The sequence below is a fragment of the Lentzea fradiae genome (assembly GCF_900100955.1).
Taxonomy (GTDB): domain Bacteria; phylum Actinomycetota; class Actinomycetes; order Mycobacteriales; family Pseudonocardiaceae; genus Lentzea; species Lentzea fradiae.
Genome location: NZ_FNCC01000003.1, coordinates 514332 through 534292 on the forward strand (window position 1 = coordinate 514332; position 19961 = coordinate 534292).

Consider the following 19961-nt stretch of genomic DNA (forward strand, 5'->3'; position numbering starts at 1 on the left):
CCGCGTGCGGCAAGGGAAACACGAAAGAGAGTCGCGAGCGGGGCGGGGGGGGTTACGGACAGCGCTTCTGGAAGCATGCTGGGGGGCTCGGCTTCCGTCGGGGGACCGTGCTCAGACCCAGCGCTTGGTCTCGTGACGCGGCCAGCCCGGATCGCCGGTCGCGGCGAACCTCGCCCACGCCCGCGCGATGTCGCCGCGGAACATGTCCGGCACGTCGGCGCCGTGATGAGCGGGATCCCTGGCGTAGACGGACCGGAACGCGCGTCCGTGCTCGTCCGCGAGCCGGACGGTCGGACGCTGGAACAGCTCCGCGTCCTCGTCCTCGGTGTGGCACACCAGGAGGTCCACGTCGTACGGCCCCTCCAGTGGCGAGCGCGGCACCGTGTCACCGTCCACGATCGGCTGGTACCACACGACATCCGGCTCCGCGGCCCGCTGCACCTCGACCGCCTCATCGGGCGTGAAGAACCGGCCGGCCAGGCTGTGCGCGATCCCCCGGTGGAACAGACCTTTCGCCGCCGGCATCACCATCAGGCTCGCGACGGTCTGCGCCCCCGACGACTGGCCGGCGACCGTGACGTTGCCCGGATCGCCGCCGTAGCGGTGGATGTTGCGCTGGACCCAGCGCAACGCGGACACGACGTCGAGCAGCCCGCGGTTGTGCGGAACCCCTTCCAGGGCGCCGTACCCGTCGAGCGCCAGCCGGTAGTTGCAGCTGACGAACACGACGCCGTGACTCGCGATGACGTCACCGGCGTACTCCGGCTGCGAGGACGAGCCGACGGTGTTCGCTCCGCCGTGCACCCACAGCAGCACGGGCGCGGGACCGTCCGTCGTGGACCAGACGTTCAACGTGTGGGAGTCGCCGAACCCGCCGGCCGGCTCGCCGTCGCAGTCCACCGGTGGGCGGAGGCGCAGTGGGCCGGTCGCGGGTTCGGCGTACCGGATGCCGAGGTTCAGGCTTCCACCGCGACCTTGTGCGAGACCGGCAGGACCCGCAGGTTCGCCGCGGCCCGTTCCAGCTGCGAGAGCACGCTGGGCCGCATCCCGGCGATCTCCTGGTCCGCCAGGGGACCCGCCATCTCCTGCAGCAGCACCTGCTGCGGGTGGTCGCCCTCCGCCTCGGCCACGGCCAGCACCCGGAACGGCGTGCCGGGCGTGAACAGCACGCGCTCCTCCGTCGCCATCGCGACGCGGTCCGCCACTTCCACGCGGCGGCCGGTGACCGACCACAGCAGGTACTCGGTGGCGCCCTCGATGCGGCCGGACGGGTTCGCGACGGCGTCCAGCAGGCCGTGCTCCACGAGGACGTCGCCGCTGCGGTAGCGGCGTGGGCCCGTCGAGCCGGTGAGGCCCCACACCGCCACGACGCCGTTGTAGACGGGCAGGCGGTTCAGCGCCGAGACGATGCAGGCGACGTACGGGCGCATCCGGCCGAGGTTTCCGGTGCGCAGCCTGTCCACGACCATCTCCTCGTCCTGCGACACGCACGCGAGCAGTGCCGTCAGGTCGGTGACCATCGACTCGAACGCCGTCGGGTCTTCCTCGGCGTCGGGTCGCTGTGCCAGCAGACGGCAGACCGTGGCCGCGTGGGCGCCGTAGCGTTCGCCGAGCGCTCGTCGGACCGTGTCGCGTTCCGCGTCAGAACTGCTGTGATCCGGCGGAACGGTCTCGCGTTCGTCGCTGCCGTCAGACGGAAGTTCCCACACGGCCAGCGGCGCGAGCGGCAACGGGCCGTCCACGCGGAACCGGATGGGCGTGGAGTCCGGGTCGTCGGACGGGAACGCGGCCTCGTCCGGGTCGTCGAGCGCGTGGGACGGCACGGTCGCGATCGCCGGACCGGCCTCCATCGACGCGTACGCCGGCTGGTCGGACTCGGCTTCCGGCTCCGCCGGAGTCACGGCGGCGAAGAACCCGCTGCCGTTGTCCGCCGAGTCGCGGGCCGACAGCGCCTGCTTGGCCGCGTTCAACGCCGAGGCGAGCTGTCCTGGAGTGCTCGACGGCGCGGGTGGGGGCGGCGGCGGAGGCGGCGACACCTTGGCGTCGCAGAACACCAGACGCAGCAGCTTGCGCACCTCGGGCTCAAGGCGTTCCACGAGAGCGGCACCGTGCACGGCGACCGCACCCGGCGTCGTCCGTCCCGGTGTGCCCACGGTCAGACGCGCCCACTCCGGGTCGACGGGCTGGGAGCGCACCTCGGCCGCGTTGTAGGGCTCGTCCTGTTCGCGCACCCACAGACCCGAGGGCACGACCTCCAGCACGACGCCGTCGCCGAGGGAGAACACGCCGGGTGAGACTTCCGCGAGTCCCGGCACCGGAGCGCGATAGCCCGACACGGTCGGGAAGGTCTCGTCCGGGTGGAACGTCACCTCGGTGACGAACGGCCGCCACGTCTGCTGCCCGCGCGGGTCGACCGCGATCACCGCGGGACCGCCGGTGCGCAGGTTGCCGACCGGCAGGCCCGTGAACATCGCGATGGGCTCGCCGAGCGCGTCCGCGACCTCGCGGCCCAGCGACGCGTCAACCCCGTACGGGACGAGCCGCACGCGCGACCGGGCCGCCTGGGGAAGCGCCGTCAGCAGCCGGCAGACCTCGTCGGTCGGGATCGCGGACTGGCCGGGACCGCCGACGACGACGGTGAGGACGTTCTCCCGGCACGGCAGCGCCACGATCGGCCGCGAGTCCTGCGCGGCCGGGTCGAACGGCGGCTGCTGCGCGCGCAGCCACAGCCCGGCCGGGACGGGTTCGGAGATACCGATCTCGCCCGTGGGCCACGGGGAGTTCGGGTCCATCGCCTCCCACTGCGGCACCGGGAAGCGGCGGCCGAACGGCATCGGCGACGCGTTCGGCTGGAACCTCACCCAGCTGCCGTAGCCCTGGGTGCCCACGACGAACGCGGCACCGGGGACCGTGGTCAGCACGCCGTCCGGCGCGACGACCTCGGCCTGCAGCTGCTCGGACAGCCACTGCGCCGGCGCGGTCGGCCGCATCGAGCCCGCGTGCGAGACCGCGAGCCGGATGGGCCCGCGGCCGTTCAGCGCGGTCACGACGTGCGGCCAGAAGGTGCTCTGGTCGGCTCCCGGGGGGAAGTCGACGACGACCACGGTCCTGCCGCGGTCGACGGGGAGGGTGCGCGCGAGCCCGGTCGCGCCCTGGCCCGGTCCCTCCGGTGCCGAGACGACGAGGGTCGCCCCGACGAAGTTCGCCGCGTACGGCGCCCGCGGGGCCGCCACCGGTTCCGGCGGTGCGGGCACCGCCGGGGGCTGCTCGACGGGATACAGATCCGCGTTCGTCAGCTCGCTCGAACCCGTGGTCTGTGTTTGCTGGTCGCCATGGGCGGCGGCACGTCGGCCCATCAAGCGCCTGATCACCTCCGTGCCATCCCGTTCACTCGCCCTTTCGGCTCAACCCGGGCAATGGTGGTGCACGCTATCAAGACGCTTCGCACCCTTGTCACCCAGTCGTGTTATTTGAGCTCATCCGATAGAGATCCACACCGCCCGAGCCCGTCCACACACACCGTGAGGACCGATGATCGCCGACGCGGAGTGGGCCTTGCGCCCTTCCCGGCCAAGTTCCCACGCCAGCAGCACGTGGTCCACGCCCAGCCGGACGGGTTGCGCCACCTGGGCGACAAAAGTGCCCAGCACGGACGCGGGACCCCCGTCCGGGGCAACGGGTTGCGCGGACGGGCAGTCGAGCGCGGCCCAGACGACCTCCGGCAGGACGTGCGTCCCGTCGTTCGGCAGCACGTCGTCCGGCCGCCAGACCCCGGCCCACTCCGGCCGTCCGTCGAGCGGCCCGAGGAGAGCGCCGATGCCGTCGTCGCGGCCGGGACCGCAGCCGAAGCACGTCGGGAAGGGGTGCCGGTCGCGCCACGGCACCTTCGCCTGCGCGGCGCGCGCCTCGTCGAGCGTCGGCGCCGCGGGCACGTCGAGGTCGAGCGTCGCGGGCTCGGCCGAGGCGATCACGGTCTCGCCGTCGAGGAGGTCACCGCCGACGACCTCCAGGTCGCGGTCCAGCGGCACGGGCTTGCGCAGGCGCACGCTCACCGCGGGCGCGTCCACGTGCGCGGCGAGCATCCCGGCCGAGTAGCCGCCGTTGCCCGACCCCGGCGGCCCGTTGAACCGGCCCGCGATCCGCACGGTGCTCACGACAACGCCTCCGCGTAGACCCACTGGCCGTTCTCGCGGACGAACCTGCTGCGTTCGTGCACGATCCCGCCGACGTAGTGCGCGCGGAACTCGACGACGCCCTCGTTCTGCAGCAGACCGCCGTTCTCGGTCGCCACGATCTCCAGCTTCAGCCAGCGGTCCGACGGGTCGACCCCGGCGCTCGCGGGCCGGTGCTTCGCGGCCCACGTGCGCAGCAGGTAGTCCTCGTCGGACACGGCGAAAGCGCTGTAACGCGACCGCATCAACTGCTCGGCGGTGGCCGCGGTGCGGGCTCCCGAGTGCAGCGCACCGCAGCAGTCCACATAGGACTGGCCGGTCCCGCAGGGGCACAGTTTGGTGTTCACGCCGCCATTGTGCCTGGTGAACCCGTTAGAACCGATGCGAGGCCACGTACGTACCCCCTGACAGGACTGACTCGCGGGAGGCGGAGGAGGCAGGCGTGAGCGTCGACAGCAAGACCGAGCTCGTACCGCTGCGCACGTGGTTCGGGCTGAGGTGGCGCGGCTACGACCGCGCGGAGGTGGACGACTACGTCGCCGAGCTGGAGGCGGAGCTGCGGCTGGTCACCGCCGACCGCGACGCCTCGGAGGCCCGCGCGGACGCACTGGCCGCCAGGCTTACTGCCGTCCTGGAGGAGAACGCCGCTTTGCAGGACGGCCTGGAGCGCGTCTGCCTCACCCCGGTCGACCCCAAGGGCCTGCCGGAGCGGCTCGCCCACATGGTCGCCCTCGCGGAGGAGGAGCGCCGCGAGGTGATCAGGGACGCGCAGCTCAAGGCCCTGATGATCGTGGCGGAGGCCGAGCAGAACGCCCGGCGGCTCGACGAGGAGGCCGCGGCGAAGCGCGAGAGCATCCGCGAGGACTTCCGGCTCGCGATGGCGGCGCGTCGCGCGGAGGCGATGCGCGCGCTGGCCGAGCTGCGCACCGTCGCACGCGAAGAGGCGGAGCGCATCGTCGCGGAGGCGAGGGTGCAGAACCTGCACATCGAATAGGCGGGAGGATCAGGCAAGAACGCGGTGGCTTCGTTCTGCCGCCCCGACTGTTTCCGCTGGTCTCATTGTCTTGACAGAAACCAGCGAGCCGAACGGGTGGTAGGAAGATGTCAGTCGCAATCGTGACCGGTGGCAGCTCGGGCATCGGGTCGAGCACGGCCGTCGAACTGGCGCGGCGGGGCGCCTCGGTCGTCCTCACCTACAGCTCCAACGAGGCGGGCGCCAAGCAGACCGTCGCCGCCGTCGAGCGCCACGGCGGCAAGGCCGTCGCCCTGCCCCTGGACGTGGGTCGCGGCGACACGTTCCCCGCGTTCCGCGACCAGGTCGCCGAGGTGCTGCGGGGCTGGGGCAGGGACTCGTTCGACGTCCTCGTCAACAACGCGGGCTTCTCGTCGCCCGCCCTGTTCCCGGACACCTCGGAGGAGCAGTTCGACCGGCTCTACCGCGTGCTGCTCAAGGGCCCGTTCTTCCTCACGCAGACCCTGCTCCCGCTGCTGGCCGACGGCGGCACCGTGGTCAACACGACGAGCAGCTCCACGCAGATCGCCGAACCGGGCTACTCCGGCTACGCCTCCATGAAGGGCGGGCTCGTCGTGCTGACCCGCTACCTCGCCAAGGAGCTGAGTGTGCGGGGCATCAGGGTCAACTCCGTCTCCCCCGGCCCCACCAGGACGCGGCTGGGCGACGACGGTTTCGAGAAGTACCCGGAGGTGATCCCCGCGCTGGCGGCGAAGACGGCGCTCGGCCGCCTCGGCGAGCCGGACGACGTGGCGGTCGCGATCGCCGCGCTGGCGGGCGCGGACGGCCGGTGGATCACCGCGCAGGACATCGAGGTGTCCGGCGGGTTCCAGCTCTGAGGTCAGGCGACGTCGACGACCCGGTGCAGGCCCAGCTTCCGGTTGAACGCGGCGGCGACCCGCGCGAGCGCGCCGCGCGGCAGGAAGCGCGGGACCCACGTCATGCCCCGGTTGACGACCCTGGTCACGGGCCTGCCGGGGAAGGACGTCGCGCGCCCCTTCGCGAAGTCGTCGAGGACGCGGGCGGCCACGGTCTCCGGCCGGTCGGCGATGGGGTGGACCACGGCGGAGGTGCCGTCGAAGAAGCTGGTCGCGACGGCACCGGGGTGCACGGTCATGACGTGGACGCCGGTCCCCCGCAGCTCCTCGCCGAGCGCCTCGCTGAAGGACCGCACGAACGCCTTCGCGGCGGCGTAGCTGGCCTGGTAGGGCATGGGCGAGAAGGCCGCGGTCGACGCCACGTTGACGATGCCGCCGGAGCCGCGTGCCACGAAGCCGGTGCCCAGCGCGTAGGTCAGCGCGAGCAGGCCGTCGATGTTGAGCGCCACGGAGCTGAGCTGCGGCGCCAGCGGCCGGGTGAGGAACGGGCCCGCGGTGCCCGCGCCGGCGTTGTTGACCAGCAGGTCGATGACCAGGCCGCGGTCCTCCAGCTCGGTCAGGACCCGTTCGGGCTCGCCGGCGGCCGAGAGGTCACCGGCGACGACGTCGGCCGTCCCGCCCTGCTCGCCGATCTCCGCGGCGAGCCCGCGCAGCCTCTCCTCCGAGCGGGCGAGCAGCACCACGTGCGCTCCCCGCCGGGCGAGGTCCAGCGAGAGCGCCCGGCCCAGGCCCTTCGACGCGCCGGTGACCAGCGCGGTCCGTCCCCGGTAGTCCACGGGTTCCTCCATTAGTTCGAGACTCGAAGCATCTGTCGCCACGCACGATACTTCAAGTCTCGAACCATCGGTAGGATGGGGGCATGACCGCGTCCGAGCTCACCGCGGCGATCACCGCGGTCTACGACACCTGGATGCGGACGGTCGACCTGATCGGCCCGGTGCTGGCCGAGCACCGCCTCACCACGGCGACGTTCCAGGCACTGTGGGCCGTCGACCCGGACGAGGCGCCCCCGTCGATGAAGACGCTCGCCGAACGCCTGCACTGCAACGCGCCGAACCTGTCGTTCATGACGAACCAACTGGCCGACCGCGGCCTGGTGGAACGCGTGGTGGACCCGTCCGACCGGCGTTCCCGCGTCGTCGTGCTGACCGCCAAAGGCCGCCAGGTGCGCCAGGAGGTGCTCGCCTCCGTGCTCGCGAGGACCCCGCTGGGCACGCTGAACGACGACGAGTTGCAGCAGCTGACAGCCCTCCTGAACCGCGCCCGCAACCTCAGCTGACGGCCCGCAGCCCGTCGATCAGGACCTCCACCAGGAACCGGTAGCTGCGGTCCACGTCGCGCGGCAACCCGAAACCGCCGGCGTTCTCCAGGCTCGTGAAGCCGTGGATCGCCGACCGCAGCGCCCGCGCGGCGTCGACCGCGTCGGTCTCACTCAGCCCGAGCCCCGCGAGCACGTCCAGAAGCGCCCGGACCGACTCGTCCCCGACCCGCCGGTGCTCCTCGTCGCCGGGGTCCGGCGCGCGCACCGAGGCCGCGTACCGGCCGGGATGGTCGAGCACCCAGCGGCGGTAGGCGTCCGCGAAGGCGTGCACCGCGTCCCGCCCGGACTTCCCGACGACCGACCGCGAAGCCACCTCGGCCAAGTCCCGCGCGACGCGCATCGCGATACCGCGCCGCACCGCGTCCAGCGAGCCGACGTGCTTGTAGAGCGACGGCGTCCGCACACCGAGCCGTTCGGCGAGCAGCCCCATCGTGAGCCCGTCGAACCCGACCTCGTCGGCGAGCACGGCCCCCGCCTCCACCACCGCCGCGTGACTGAGCCCCGCCCTAGGCACGGGCGTCCCCCGAGCACGTCGTCATCGACCCCGCCTCCCGAAGTTGACAGACTTGGCTAACGTCATTAGCTTTAAGCTAACCACATTAGCTGGAGGGTTCGCATGACCGAGCACATGACCGTCGACGGCAACACCATCGCCTACGACCTGACCGGGGAAGGGCCGCTCGTCGTGCTGGCGCACGGCATCGGCGACAGCAGGCACTCCTACCGGTTCGTCGTGCCCGGCCTGGTCCGCAGCGGCTACCGGGTGGCGAACGTCGACCTGCGCGGCTGCGGCGACTCGAGCCTCGGCTGGCCCGGCTACAGCCGCACCGACATCGCGGGCGACCTCGTCGCCCTGATCCGCCACCTCGGCGGCCCCGCCGTGATCATCGGCCACTCGATCAGCGGCGGCGCCGCCACCATCGCCGCCGCCACCGCACCGGACCTGGTCGCCGGAGTCGTCGAGCTGGCCCCGTTCACCCGCGCCCAGTCGTTCGACCTGGGCGGCTTCTTCCGCGAGCCGCGCTTCCGCGCCGGCTACTTCCAGCTGGGCATGATGCTCGTGCGGGGCCGCGTCGAGAACTGGCTGAAGTACCTCGACCTCGCCGTGCCCACCAAGCCCTCCGACTGGGCCACGGAGATCGCGCGCATCGAGACCAAGATGAGCGAGCCCGGCCGCATGGAGGCGCTGCGGGCGATGGGCAAGTCCAGCGCCGCCGACGCGGGCGCCCAGCTGCCGCACGTGCGGTGCCCCGTGCTCGTCGTCGAGGGCAGCGCCGACCCCGACTGGGCCGACCCGCGCGCCGAGGGCGAGAAAGTCGTCGCCGAACTGCCCGCCGGGCTGGGCGAGCTCGCGGTGATCGACGGGGCGGGGCACTACCTGCACACCGAGACGCCGGACCAGGTGGTGGCGCTGACGCTGCCGTTCCTGGAGCGGACACTGGCCCGCGCCTGAGGCAGGGGGTGGTGTGGAGTCCGGGGGTGGGAGGGGGCCCAGCACGCGCACGCGAGTGCACCACCCGCGCGAGCCCGCCGCCCATGCGAGCGCACCACCCGCACGCGACTCACTCCGCGTACGAGAGGCCGAGGGCCCTCACAGCTGGCGTCGTTTCACGCCGCCCTGAAGGCTCCCTCCCGCGTCTCTCGACGCGCCCGCGTCCGCCTCGAACGCGCGTCCCTCTCCACGCGCCGGGAGGCGCTAGTTGCGCTCCACCAGGTGCCCGACCACGGCCGGGCCGGGGTGGGCGTGGCCGGAGCCGTCGCGGCGCGGGTCGACCTCCGGCAGCTCCACCGGCGAGCCCTTCTCGTCCGCACCGGCGGGGCGGGACCCGATCCACGCGACCACGAGATGCGTCTCGCCCTTGAGGAGGCGCTGCGACCGCACGCCACCCGTGGCGCGGCCCTTGGACGGGTACTCGCTGAACGGTGTCACCTTGACGCTCTGCCCGGACGAGGTGACGACCATCGGCTCGCCGTGCTCGTCGTCGTCGGTGCGGATCGCGCCGAAGAACACCACGTGTGCGTCGCCGTGCAGGTTGATGCCCGCCATGCCGCCGCCCTTGAGGCCCTGCGGACGCACGAGTTTCGCGTCGTAGCGCAGCAGGGACGTGTCGGAGCTGATGAACGCGAGCGTCTCGCTGCCGTCGGTCAGCCACGTGCAGCCGACGATCTCGTCGCCGTCCTTGAGCGTGATGACCTCGAACTCGTCGGACCGCACCGGCCACTCCGGCACGCACACCTTCACGGTGCCGAGCTTCGTGCCGAGCGCGAGACCCGGTGAGCCCTTCGGGTCCAGCGGCGCGATGCCGACGACCTTCTCGCCCTTCTGCAACGGCACCAGCTCCGAGGCGGCCATGCCGCCGCGCAACGACACCGTGCCGCTCTGCTCCGGCAGGACCGGCAGCGGCAGCACTTCCGTCTTGAACGCGCGGCCGAGGTTCGTGACCAGCACGACCTGGCCGCGTGCCGTGGAGTGCACGGTCGCGGCGACGGCGTCGTGCTTCACGCGGCCCGCCCTGCGCTTGCCCTCGGACACCTCCTCCGACTCCGCCGCGGTGCGCGCGACGAGACCGGTGGCGCTGAGGATGACCTGGCACGGGTCGTCCGCGACCTCCAGCGGGCCCGCGGGCTTCGACGCCGCGAGCACCTCCTTGAGGTCACCGTCGATCAGGCTGGTCCGGCGGTCGCCGCCGAGCTCCTTCGCGACGGCGGCCAGCTCGGCCGAGACGAGCTTCCTCAGCACGCTCTCGTCGTCGAGGATCGCGGACAGCTCGGCGATCTCCTTGCTCAGCTTGTCCTGCTCGGCCTCGAGCTCGAGCTTGTCGAACTTCGTGAGACGGCGCAGCGGCGTGTCGAGGATGTAGGACGCCTGGATCTCCGACAGCTTGAACTGCTTCATCAACCCGTCGCGCGCGGCGGCGGCGTTCTCGCTGCCGCGGATCAGCTTGATGACCTTGTCGATGTCGATCAGGGCCTTGAGCAGGCCCTCGACCAGGTGCAACCGCTCCTCGCGCTTGCGGCGGCGGAACCGCGTGCGGCGCGTGACGACGTCGTAGCGGTGCCGCAGGAACACCTCCAGCAGCTGCTTGAGGCCGAGCGTCTGCGGCTGCCCGTCGACCAGCACCAGGTTGTTGATGCCGAACGACTGCTCCATCGGCGTGAGCCGGTAGAGGTCCGCGAGCAGCGCCTGCGGGTTCACGCCCACCTTGCACTCGATGACGAGCCGGATGCCGTTCTCGCGGTCGGTCAGGTCCTTCACGTCCGCGATGCCGGTGAGGCGCTTGGACTTGTTGACCTCGTCGGTGATCTTCTCGACGATCCGCTCCGCGCCCACGCCGTAGGGCAGCTCGGTGACCGTGATGGCCTGCCTGCCGCGCGACCCCTCCAGCGGCCCGATCTCGACCTTGGCGCGCATCCGCACGACCCCGCGCCCGGTCTCGTACGCCTTCCTGACCTCGTCGAGGCCCAGCAGGATGCCGCCGGTCGGCAGGTCCGGCCCCGGCACGAACTCCATCAGCTTGTCGAGGTCGGCGTTCGGGTGCGTGATCAGCCACCGCGCCGCGCCCACGACCTCGCGCAGGTTGTGCGGGATCATGTTCGTGGCCATGCCGACCGCGATCCCGGACGTGCCGTTGACCAGCAGGTTCGGGAACGCCGCCGGCAGCACGGACGGCTCCTGCAACGAGCCGTCGTAGTTCGGCCGGAAGTCGATCGTGTCCTCGTTCAGCTCCCCCACGAGCTGCATCGCGACCGGCGACATGCGGCACTCCGTGTAACGGCTCGCGGCCGGTCCATCGTCTGGGCTACCAAAGTTTCCATGCCCGTCGATCAACGGCTCGTTCAGGCTGAAGTCCTGCGCGAGACGGACGAGCGAGTCGTAGATCGCCGTGTCACCGTGCGGGTGGTAGCGGCCCATCGTGTCGCCGACCACGCGCGACGACTTCACGTACGGCGTGTTCGGGCGCTGCCCGTTCTCGTGCATCGAGAACAGGATGCGGCGGTGCACCGGCTTGAGGCCGTCCCGCGCGTCCGGCAGCGCCCGCGAGTGGATGACCGAGTACGCGTACTCCAGGTACGAGTCCTCGATCTCCGTCTTCAGCGAGTTGTCGAGCACCTTGGCGCCGGCCCGGTCGAAGGCGGCCGGGTCGATCTTGGTCGTGGGTCCCTTGCGGCGTGCCATGACTGTGTTCCAGCTCTTTCTGTCTGAAGGCTCAGAGGTCGATGGCCGACTGGTCGACCCTGGCGGCGGACTCGACGAGCCAGTTGCGGCGCGGCTCGACCTTCTCGCCCATCAGCAGCTCCAGCGCGGCCTCGGCGGCTTCGGCGTCGTCCATCGTGATCCGCCGGACCGACCGGGTCGCCGGGTTCATCGTGGTGTCCCACAGCTCGTCCGCGTCCATCTCGCCGAGGCCCTTGAACCGCGGCACGGGCGTGACGACCTGCTTGCCCGCCTTCTCCAGCTGCGCGACCTTCTGCTCCATCTGCCGCTGGGTGAAGGTGAAGTGCGTCTCAGGGTTCCGTCCGCGCGTCATGACCTTGTGCAACGGCGGCATCGCGGCGTAGAGCCTGCCGTCGTCGATCACCGGGCGCATGTACTTGGCGAACAGCGTGATGAGCAACGTCCGGATGTGGCTGCCGTCGACGTCCGCGTCGGCCATCAGGATGACCCGGCCGTACCGCATCTGGGAGAGGTCGAACGTGCGGCCGGTGCCGGCGCCGAGGACCTGGACGATCGAGGCGATCTCGGCGTTGCGCAGGGTGTCGGCGAGGGACGCCTTCTGGACGTTGAGGATCTTGCCGCGCAACGGGAGCAGCGCCTGGTACTCGGAGACGCGCGCCATTCTCGCGCTGCCGAGGGCGCTGTCGCCTTCCACGAGGAACAGCTCGGAACGCGACACCCCCGTGGTCCGGCAGTCGACCAGCTTGGCGGGCATCGCCGCGCCTTCGAGGGCCGTCTTGCGGCGGGCGGCGTCCTTCTGCTGCTTCTGGGTGAGGCGGACGCGGGAGGCGTCGACGACCTTCTGCAGGACGGTCTTGGCCTCGAGCTTGGTCTTGCGGTCCTCGGTCCACGCGCGGATGTGCTGGTCGACGATGCCTTGCAGCACCTTGGTGATGCCGGCGGTGGACAGCTCGTCCTTGGTCTGCGAGGTGAACTGCGGCTCGGGGATGCGGACGTGGACGACCGCGGTCATGCCCTCCAGCACGTCGTCGAGGGTCGGCATCTCCTCCTTGGGCTTGAGCAGGCCCCTGGTCTTGGAGATGGCGTCCTGGACCGACTTCACGACGGCGCGGTCGAAGCCGCGGCGGTGGGTGCCGCCGTGGACGTTGCGGATGGTGTTGGTGAAGCACTCGACGGTGCGCTCGTAGCCGGTTCCCCAGCGCAGCGCGACCTCCACCTCGGCCTGACGCTCCACTTTGGACCGCATCACGCCGTTCTCGTCGGCGGCGTTCTCGTAGTAGGTGCCGCTGCCGGTGACGACCAGGGTGCCGGACACGGCGCGGTCGCCCGCGGGGGCCAGGAAGTCGACCATGTCGGTGAGGCCGTTGGGGTAGTGGAAGACCTCTTCGGAGATCGCGTCTTCCAGCGCCGACCTCAGGACGTAGGTGACGCCGGGCACGAGGAACGCCGTGTTGCGCAGCTTCGTGCGGACGGTCTCGACGTCGAGGGCGGCGCCGTTCTCGAAGTAGCGGGCGTCGTGCCAGTAGCGGATCGACGTGCCCGTCGACTCGGTGCGCTTCATCTTGCGGACGACGTTCAGGCCGCTCTGGCGGGTGAACTTGGCCTTGGGGCCGGGGCCTTCGAAGACGCCGGGAACGCCGTGGGCGAACGACATCTCGTGCACCTTGCCGCCGCGGCGGACGGTGACGTCGAAGCGGTGCGACAGCGCGTTGACGGCGGAGGCGCCGACGCCGTGCAGGCCGCCGGAGGTCTTGTAGCCGGAGCCGCCGAACTTGCCGCCGGCGTGCAGCTTGGTGAGGACCAGCTCCACACCGGACAGACCGGACTTGGCGTGCACGTCGGTGGGGATGCCGCGGCCGTCGTCGTCGACCTGGACGCTGCCGTCGGCGTGCAGCGTGACGACGATCTTCGTGGCGTGTCCCGCGACCCCCTCGTCGGTCGAGTTGTCGACGATCTCGCTGAAGAGGTGGTTGATGCCGCGGCTGTCGGTCGACCCGATGTACATGCCGGGCCGCTTGCGGACGGCCTCCAGACCTTCGAGGTGCGTCAGGTCGTCGGCCCCGTACAGGGTCTCTGCGGTCACGGGTACTGCTCCCTGGATCGTGTGCGGACTGCCAGCAGGGTATCTGCCTGGTCTGACATTTCTTTCCAGGACGCCCGTCATGTGAGAGGGACCTGTCCTGCTCCGTGCGTCACACCCCGCTTCCACACCCGCTCCACCTGCGAAAACAGTGGAAACCGGCCCAAACGACAGCCGTCGGGCGCCCACCACGTGCCCGAGCGCGTCCCCGGCTGGATACCCGAGCACGTGCGTGACCAACCGGCACCCGACCAGGCCAAACATTACGTCCACTGTGGACGATCAACGGCGCCGGGCGGCGGGGGCGGCCGGGGTTGCGTCCGTGACCCCGTCGAGACCTTCCCGAAACTGACCCGTGAACCGGGCCGGACACCGGCACGTATGCCCCGGTGTCGGAAACGGACCGAGGGACGGAGTGATCGCGTGCGCCATGGTGTCGACTCGGGTCTCTTCCAGGAGACCGCGCACAGCCCGTCCTATTTCGAGCTGTCGAGGACCGGCGCCGGAGAGCTCGTCGACTTCTGCATCCCGTGCAACCCGTACTTCCCGACCCCTGAGATGTTCGAGGAGCTGTCGAAGAACCTCGAGGCGGTGCTGAAGTTCTACCCGAGCGACTCGGCGAAGATCGCGCAGCAGCTCAGCGCGGTCCTCGGGCTCAACCCGGCCACGATCGCCATGTCGAACGGCAGCACCGAGCTCATCACGTGGATGGACCACCTGTGGATCCACGAGAGCGTCGCGGTCCCGATCCCGACCTTCGGGCGCTGGACCGACCAGCCGATGGAGAACAACAAGCGCGTCGACATGTTCCTGCTCCAGGAGAGCACCAACTTCGAGCTCGACGTCGACGAGTACGTCAAGTTCATCCGCACCCGCGGCAGCAAGGTCGCCGTCATCTGCAACCCGAACAACCCCGACGGCGGCTACCTGCCGCGCAGGGAGATCGTCCGGTTCATGGACGAGCTGGCGGACCTGGACCTGATCGTCATCGACGAGTCGTTCATCGACTTCGTCGAGGTCGAGCGGATGCCGTCGGTGGCCGCGGAGGCGTCCATCCGGCCCAACGTGGTCGTGCTGAAGAGCCTCGGCAAGAACTTCGGCCTGCACGGCATCCGGTTCGGCTACCTGGTCGCGAACCCCGGCCTGGCCGGGAAGATGCGCAGGACGCTGCCGAAGTGGAACCTCAACTCGCTGGCGGAGACCGTCGTGTTCATGCTCGCGGAGCACGAGGCGGAGTACGCCGAGAGCCTGCGGCTGCTCTCGCGCGACCGCTACCGCATGGGGATGGAGCTCTCGCGCGTCCCCGACCTCACCGTGTACTCGTCGCAGGCGAACTTCCTGCTGGTCAAGCTCGGCAACGGGGTGGACGGGCGCGAGCTGCGCGACCACCTGCTGTCCCGGCACCAGGTCTTCATCCGCGAGTGCGGCAACAAGCTCGGCATGAGCAGCCGGTTCGCGCGCCTGGTGGTGCGGCCGGAGCACGACGTGGACCGGCTCGTCGAAGGAATCCGCGACTTCACCCAAGCGAGGTGGACGACAGACCACGCAAGCCGTTCGAGCCACTCCAGCGAACCGTCGCTGCTCATGCACAGCGCGTGACCCCCTTGAAAGGCAGACCAGAGATGTCATCACCGCACGTCCTCAGCGGCCGGCGCGGCCAGGTGGCCGCGGCCGCGCTGGTGGGCGCGACGCTGCTCAACGCGGCGATGTTCGGCGGCACCAACGCCACCGCGTCGTCGCACCGCGAGGCCCCGCTCATCGCGGGTGACCCGGCCGTCGACAACACTGACCTGTACGCGTTCGTCAGCCCCGACCACAAGGACACCGTCACGCTGGTCGGCAACTGGTTCCCGTTCCAGGAACCGAACGGCGGCCCGAACTTCTTCCCGTGGGCAGAGGACGCGCAGTACGACTTCAACGTCGACAACGACGGTGACGCGAAGGCCGACATCACGTTGCGGTTCACCTTCCGCACCGACGACCGCCGCAAGAACGCGACGTTCCTGTACACCAACGGCGTCGTGGACTCGCTGGACGACGAGAACCTGTTGTTCCGCCAGCGCTACGACCTCGAGGCGATCTACAAGAGCGGCCAGAAGGTCAAGCTGGTGAGCAACGCCCCGGCCGCGCCGTCGCCGAACGGCCCCGCGTCGATGCCGGACTTCAAGAAGCTGCGGGACCAGGCCATCGTGCAGATCCCCGGTGGCGGCAAGGTCTACGTGGGACCGTCGGAGGACGCGTTCTTCGCGGACCTGCGCGTGTTCGACCTGCTCTACGGCGGCGACCTGAGCGAGGTCGGCCAGGACACGCTGCGCGGCTACAACGTCAACACGATCGCGGTCCAGCTGCCCAAGCAGGCGCTGGCGCTCAAGAACGACGTGCACCGCAACCCGAACATCGGCATCTGGAGCACCACGCAGCGCCGCACGATGAAGCTCTCGCCGGGCAAGGCCGAGGCGGTCGGCGACTTCGTGCAGGTCTCGCGGCTGGGCAACCCGCTGGTCAACGAGGTCGTGGCGCCCGCGGGTCTCAAGGACGCGTTCAACGGCCTGCGCCCCGACCAGGACGCCGGGGTGAAGGAGCTGGTGGACCGGGTCGTGAACCCGGAGCTGCCGAAGCTGATCGAGCAGATCTACAAGATCCCGGCGCCGCAGGGCCAGCGCGACGACCTGGCGGAGATCTTCCTGACCGGCATCACCAAGAAGCTCGGCGGCCAGATCAACGCCGACCTGAACTCGCAGATCGACAACGCCGACGCGGACAAGAACCGGTTCCGGCCCGCGGAGATGCTGCGGCTGAACCTGATGATCGACCCGAACGCCAACCCGAACCGCCTGGGCCTGCTCGCCGGTGACACGCAGGGCTTCCCGAACGGGCGCAGGCTCACCGACGACGTGGTGGACATCGCCGTCCAGGTGATGGAGGGCGCGGCGGCGTCGGGCAAGCTCGTCGAGGCGCTCGCCACCGGTGACAAGGTCGACGCGAACGACCAGCCGTTCGAGGCGAACTTCCCGTACGTGGGCCTGCCCCGCAACGGCACGGCCGTCAACGCCTCCGGCACCACGGCCGAGGTCGCGGTGAACCCGGTCGGCAAGATCGGGTCGATCGACCCGATGGCGATGACCACGGCGGTGGGTTCCGCGGCCGTGTTCGGCGCCGGCTTCTTCCTCTGGCGCAAGCGCCAGGCGTCGATCCGCAAGTACGGGTCGCACTCGAGGTGAGGTACCAGCGACGGCAAGCGGTCGCGGTGGGTCTCCTGGTCACCGCGGCGCTCGCCCACCTAGCCGCCCCCGGTCCTGCCGACAGCAGGGCCGGGGGCGAGCCCCCTGTTCCGGCCGTGGCGCAGCAGAACCAGATGCACCGCGTGGTGCACCAGCTTCAGCAACGGCTGCACACCCTGCCGCAGGACCAGGACTCCTGGGCGCGGCTGGGTGCGTCCTACGTGGAGCTTGCGCGCGTCACGGCCGACCCGGCGTACTACGCCAAGGCCGAGGGCGCGCTGCGCAACGCGGGTGACACGGGTCTGGCAGCCATCGGCATGGGCACGCTCGCGAACGCCCGCCACGACTTCCACGCCGCCCGCGACTGGGCGGACAAGGCCATCGCCGCACTCCCCTCCTCCGCGGAGGCCCACGGCGTGCTGGCGGACGCCTTGACGCAGCTGGGCGACGACGCGGGCGCCGAGGCGGCGGTGCAGCGGATGCTGGACCTCAAGCCGAACACGGCGTCGTTCGCCCGCGCCTCCTTCCACCTCGAGCTCCACGGTGACGTCGACGGTGCCCGCTCCGCGATGCAACGCGCGCTGGCCGCCGCCGCGACGCCCGAGGAGATCGCTTTCTGCCGCTACCGGCTGGGCGAACTCGCGTTCGACCACAACCGGCTCGACGAAGCCGCGCAGCACTACGAGCAGGGACTGGCGGCGAGAGGAGACGACATGACCCTCACTCAAGGGATGGCGAAGGTCGCGGCGGCACGGGGTGACGTCCCCGCCGCGCTGGACGGCTACCGCAGGCTGACCGCCCGCGCTCCCCTGCCGCAGTACCTGCAGGAGTACGCGGAGCTGCTGGAGGCCGCCGGGAAGGCCGAGGAGGCGGAGAAGCAGTACGAGGTCCTCACCGAGCAGCAGCGGCTGATGGAGTCGCAGGGCGCCTTCGACGACCTCGCCGCCGCCCTCTTCGCCGCCGACCGGGGTGACGGCATGCAGGCGCTGCGGCACGCGGAGACGGAGTGGAGCCGCCGGCAGAGCGTCTTCGTGGCCGACGCGATGGCGTGGGCGCTGCACATGAGCGGACGCGACGCCGAGGCGCTGGGCTACTCGGACCGCGCGATGTCGCTGGGCTGGAAGAACGCGACGTTCTCCTACCACCGCGGGATGATCCTCGCCGCACTCGGCCGGGTGGGCGAGGCGCAGGAGGCGCTCGTGCAGGCGTTGCGGCTCAACGCGAACTTCTCCCCGTTGCAGGCGTTGAAGGCGGGCAGGAAGCTCGCCGAGCTGCGAGGCGGCCGGTGAGCCTGTCCAGCCGGGTCCTGCGGCCCGTGCTGGTGGCCGTCCTGCTGGTCGCGGGGTTCCTGTTCCTCACCGGTGAGGCGGTCGGCCACCCGCTGGGCAACTTCAGCGTCAACCACTACCACGGGCTGCACCTGCACCCGGACCGCGTGGACCTGCGGTCGGTGGTCGACGTGGCGGAGATCCCGACGTTGCAGGAGAACCTGCGCGACCGGGACGCGCGGCAGTGGTGCGACGAGGTGGCCCGCACCGATCTGTCCTCTGTGGACGGACGGCGGATCTCGTGGACGCTCTCCGGCTCCGTCAAGGAACACCCGCCGGGCCAGGCCGAGCTGGCGACCACGAGGCTGGTCTGCGAGTTCACCGCGAAGGTGGACCTCACGCGACCGGCCAGGCTCGAGTTCCGCGACGAGTCGGACACCGACCGGGTGGGCTGGCGCGAGATCACCGCGGCCGGCACCGGGATCAGGCTGACCGGCTCACCCGTGCCGACCGAGAGCGTGAGCGACGAGCTGCGGGCGTACCCGGAGGACCTGCTGAGCAGTCCGATGGACGTCCGCTCCGTCGTGTTCACGGCCGAACCGGGCAGCGGCTCGGAACCGAGGGCCGCCGCCAGCTCGCCGGTCCGGTCGTTCAGCGTCACGGCGGCCCGGCTCAACGACATCCTGGGCAGCGAGGAGCTCACGCCGTGGCTCGGCTTCCTGGCCCTGCTGCTGTCCCTGCTGCTCGGCGCGTCGCACGCCGCGTTGCCGGGGCACGGCAAGACGCTCATCGCCGCCTACCTCGCCGGCCGCCAGGGCACGCCGAAGGACGCGTTCGTGGTCGGGGCGTCGGTCACCGCGACCCACACCGGTGGCGTGCTGCTCCTGGGGCTCGTCATCAGCGCCTCCAGCGCGCTCGCGGGTGAGGAGGTGCTGCGCTGGCTCGGGCTCGCCAGCGGCGTGCTGATCACGGTGATCGGCGTGGTGCTGCTGCGCTCGGCCCTCAGGACGACCCGCGAACCCGCGCTCGTGGGAGCCGGACACGGCCACGGGCACGGACACGGGCATGGACACGGACACGGGCATGGACACGGGCACGGGTACAGCCGCGCGAGCCTGATCGGCATGGGCGCGGCCAACGGGCTGGTCCCCTCGCCGTCGGCCCTGGTGGTCCTGCTGGGCGCCGTGGCGCTGGGCCGCACGTGGTTCGGCGTCCTGCTGGTGGTGGGCTACGGGATCGGCATGGCCGGCACGCTCACCGCGGTCGGCCTGCTGCTCGTGAAAACGCGCGAACGCGTCGAGAAAATCCTGCACGGCCGTGCCAGCCGCGTGCTCTCGCATTACGCGCCCGCCGGTACCGCCGCGCTGGTGATCGCGGTCGGCGCCTGGCTCGCTCTCCAAGCCGTCTGAATCAAACCAATGCGGGTCTTCTCGCGTTACCGCGGCCGGCCACAAGACGAAGGGCCCGGATTCGGCTGTGAACTGGGCCCCGAAAGTTGGACTGGCTAACTGAAGGTTAGGCCGCGAGGGCCTGGGCTCGGTATTCGACCGGGCTCAGGCCCTCGAGCGTGGTGGAGATGCGGGTGGTGTTGTACCAGCTGATGTAGTCGTCCAGTGCCGCGGTGAACTCCTCGACGGTGTCGAACCTGTTGTGGTGGAACAGTTCTGCCTTCAGGTGGCCGAAGAAGTTCTCGGCCATCGAGTTGTCCAGGCAGTTGGCCCGCCGTGACATCGACTGGGTCAGGCCCGCGTCGTCGAGCAGGGTGCGCCAGGAGGCGTGCTGGTACTGAAAGCCCTGGTCGGAGTGCACCAGCGGTGTGGCGCCGTCGGGCA

Annotated in this window: 17 protein-coding genes; 8 read left to right on the forward strand and 9 right to left on the reverse strand. The window is 70.7% G+C overall.

Annotation, left to right across the window (positions count from 1 at the left end):
- Positions 1-111 precede the first annotated feature (111 nt).
- From BLT23_RS41280 to BLT23_RS09635, 4 genes are all read right to left on the reverse strand, one after another.
- On the reverse strand, positions 112-900 hold the full coding sequence (locus BLT23_RS41280; RefSeq protein WP_218133692.1) for a carboxylesterase family protein: 789 nt from the start codon (positions 898-900) through the stop codon (positions 112-114).
- 56 nt (positions 901-956) lie between these two features.
- Entirely contained in the window at positions 957-3356 is a 2400-nt protein-coding gene (locus BLT23_RS40620; RefSeq protein ID WP_176946666.1) for a hypothetical protein, read from the reverse strand.
- A 120-nt stretch (positions 3357-3476) separates the two neighbouring features.
- Positions 3477-4154 carry a hypothetical protein gene (locus BLT23_RS09630; RefSeq protein WP_090047712.1) on the reverse strand — a complete coding sequence of 226 codons (678 nt, stop codon included), beginning with the start codon at positions 4152-4154 and terminating at the stop codon, positions 3477-3479.
- A complete protein-coding gene (locus BLT23_RS09635; RefSeq protein WP_090047715.1) occupies positions 4151-4519 on the reverse strand; it encodes a YchJ family protein in 369 nt (122 codons plus the stop codon). Before BLT23_RS09635 ends, BLT23_RS09630 begins: the two co-directional genes overlap by 4 nt.
- Positions 4520-4614: 95 nt before the next feature.
- Between BLT23_RS09635 and BLT23_RS09640 the strand changes: the two genes are divergently transcribed.
- Positions 4615-5166: a DivIVA domain-containing protein gene (locus BLT23_RS09640; protein WP_090047718.1), complete on the forward strand. Its 552-nt coding sequence runs from the start codon at positions 4615-4617 to the stop codon at positions 5164-5166.
- A 107-nt stretch (positions 5167-5273) separates the two neighbouring features.
- A complete protein-coding gene (locus BLT23_RS09645; RefSeq protein WP_090047721.1) occupies positions 5274-6023 on the forward strand; it encodes an SDR family NAD(P)-dependent oxidoreductase in 750 nt (249 codons plus the stop codon).
- 2 nt (positions 6024-6025) lie between these two features.
- On the opposite strand, the gene BLT23_RS09650 is transcribed toward BLT23_RS09645, so the two are convergent.
- Positions 6026-6850 (reverse strand): SDR family NAD(P)-dependent oxidoreductase, encoded by an 825-nt coding sequence (locus tag BLT23_RS09650; protein ID WP_090047724.1) that lies wholly within the window; start codon positions 6848-6850, stop codon positions 6026-6028.
- Positions 6851-6921: 71 nt separating this feature from the next.
- Between BLT23_RS09650 and BLT23_RS09655 the strand changes: the two genes are divergently transcribed.
- Positions 6922-7341: a MarR family winged helix-turn-helix transcriptional regulator gene (locus BLT23_RS09655; RefSeq protein WP_090047727.1), complete on the forward strand. Its 420-nt coding sequence runs from the start codon at positions 6922-6924 to the stop codon at positions 7339-7341.
- Here the strand turns inward: BLT23_RS09655 and BLT23_RS09660 are convergent.
- Positions 7334-7897 (reverse strand): TetR/AcrR family transcriptional regulator, encoded by a 564-nt coding sequence (locus tag BLT23_RS09660; protein WP_090047729.1) that lies wholly within the window; start codon positions 7895-7897, stop codon positions 7334-7336. The two genes, BLT23_RS09655 and BLT23_RS09660, sit on opposite strands and share 8 nt — an antisense overlap.
- 102 nt (positions 7898-7999) lie before the next feature.
- Here BLT23_RS09660 and BLT23_RS09665 point away from each other — a divergent pair, with 102 nt between their 5' ends.
- The gene (locus BLT23_RS09665) at positions 8000-8836 is read left to right on the forward strand and encodes an alpha/beta fold hydrolase (RefSeq protein WP_090047731.1); all 837 of its coding nucleotides are present in this window, start codon (positions 8000-8002) and stop codon (positions 8834-8836) included.
- A 243-nt stretch (positions 8837-9079) separates the two neighbouring features.
- Here the strand turns inward: BLT23_RS09665 and BLT23_RS09670 are convergent, their stop codons facing one another.
- Both BLT23_RS09670 and BLT23_RS09675 read right to left on the reverse strand, forming a co-directional pair.
- A complete protein-coding gene (locus BLT23_RS09670) occupies positions 9080-11560 on the reverse strand; it encodes a DNA gyrase/topoisomerase IV subunit A (RefSeq protein ID WP_090047733.1) in 2481 nt (826 codons plus the stop codon).
- A gap of 31 nt (positions 11561-11591) precedes the next feature.
- Entirely contained in the window at positions 11592-13643 is a 2052-nt protein-coding gene (locus BLT23_RS09675) for a DNA gyrase/topoisomerase IV subunit B (RefSeq protein WP_090047735.1), read from the reverse strand.
- Positions 13644-14063: 420 nt separating this feature from the next.
- Here BLT23_RS09675 and BLT23_RS09680 point away from each other — a divergent pair, with 420 nt between their 5' ends.
- Genes BLT23_RS09680 through BLT23_RS09695 form a run of 4 tightly spaced genes read left to right on the forward strand, consistent with a single transcriptional unit; the run spans position 14064 to position 19538 of the window.
- Positions 14064-15239, forward strand: coding sequence for a pyridoxal phosphate-dependent aminotransferase (locus tag BLT23_RS09680; RefSeq protein WP_218133693.1), 1176 nt, complete (start codon positions 14064-14066; stop codon positions 15237-15239).
- A gap of 23 nt (positions 15240-15262) precedes the next feature.
- A complete protein-coding gene (locus BLT23_RS09685; RefSeq protein WP_090047740.1) occupies positions 15263-16861 on the forward strand; it encodes a DUF4331 domain-containing protein in 1599 nt (532 codons plus the stop codon).
- A 26-nt stretch (positions 16862-16887) separates the two neighbouring features.
- Positions 16888-18150 carry a tetratricopeptide repeat protein gene (locus BLT23_RS09690; protein WP_245743852.1) on the forward strand — a complete coding sequence of 421 codons (1263 nt, stop codon included), beginning with the start codon at positions 16888-16890 and terminating at the stop codon, positions 18148-18150.
- Entirely contained in the window at positions 18147-19538 is a 1392-nt protein-coding gene (locus BLT23_RS09695; RefSeq protein ID WP_245743853.1) for a nickel/cobalt transporter, read from the forward strand. Before BLT23_RS09690 ends, BLT23_RS09695 begins: the two co-directional genes overlap by 4 nt.
- A gap of 106 nt (positions 19539-19644) precedes the next feature.
- Here the strand turns inward: BLT23_RS09695 and BLT23_RS09700 are convergent.
- Positions 19645-19961, reverse strand: a 317-nt coding sequence (locus BLT23_RS09700) for an IS3 family transposase (RefSeq protein WP_143035877.1), incomplete at its 5' end; no start/stop codon positions are given.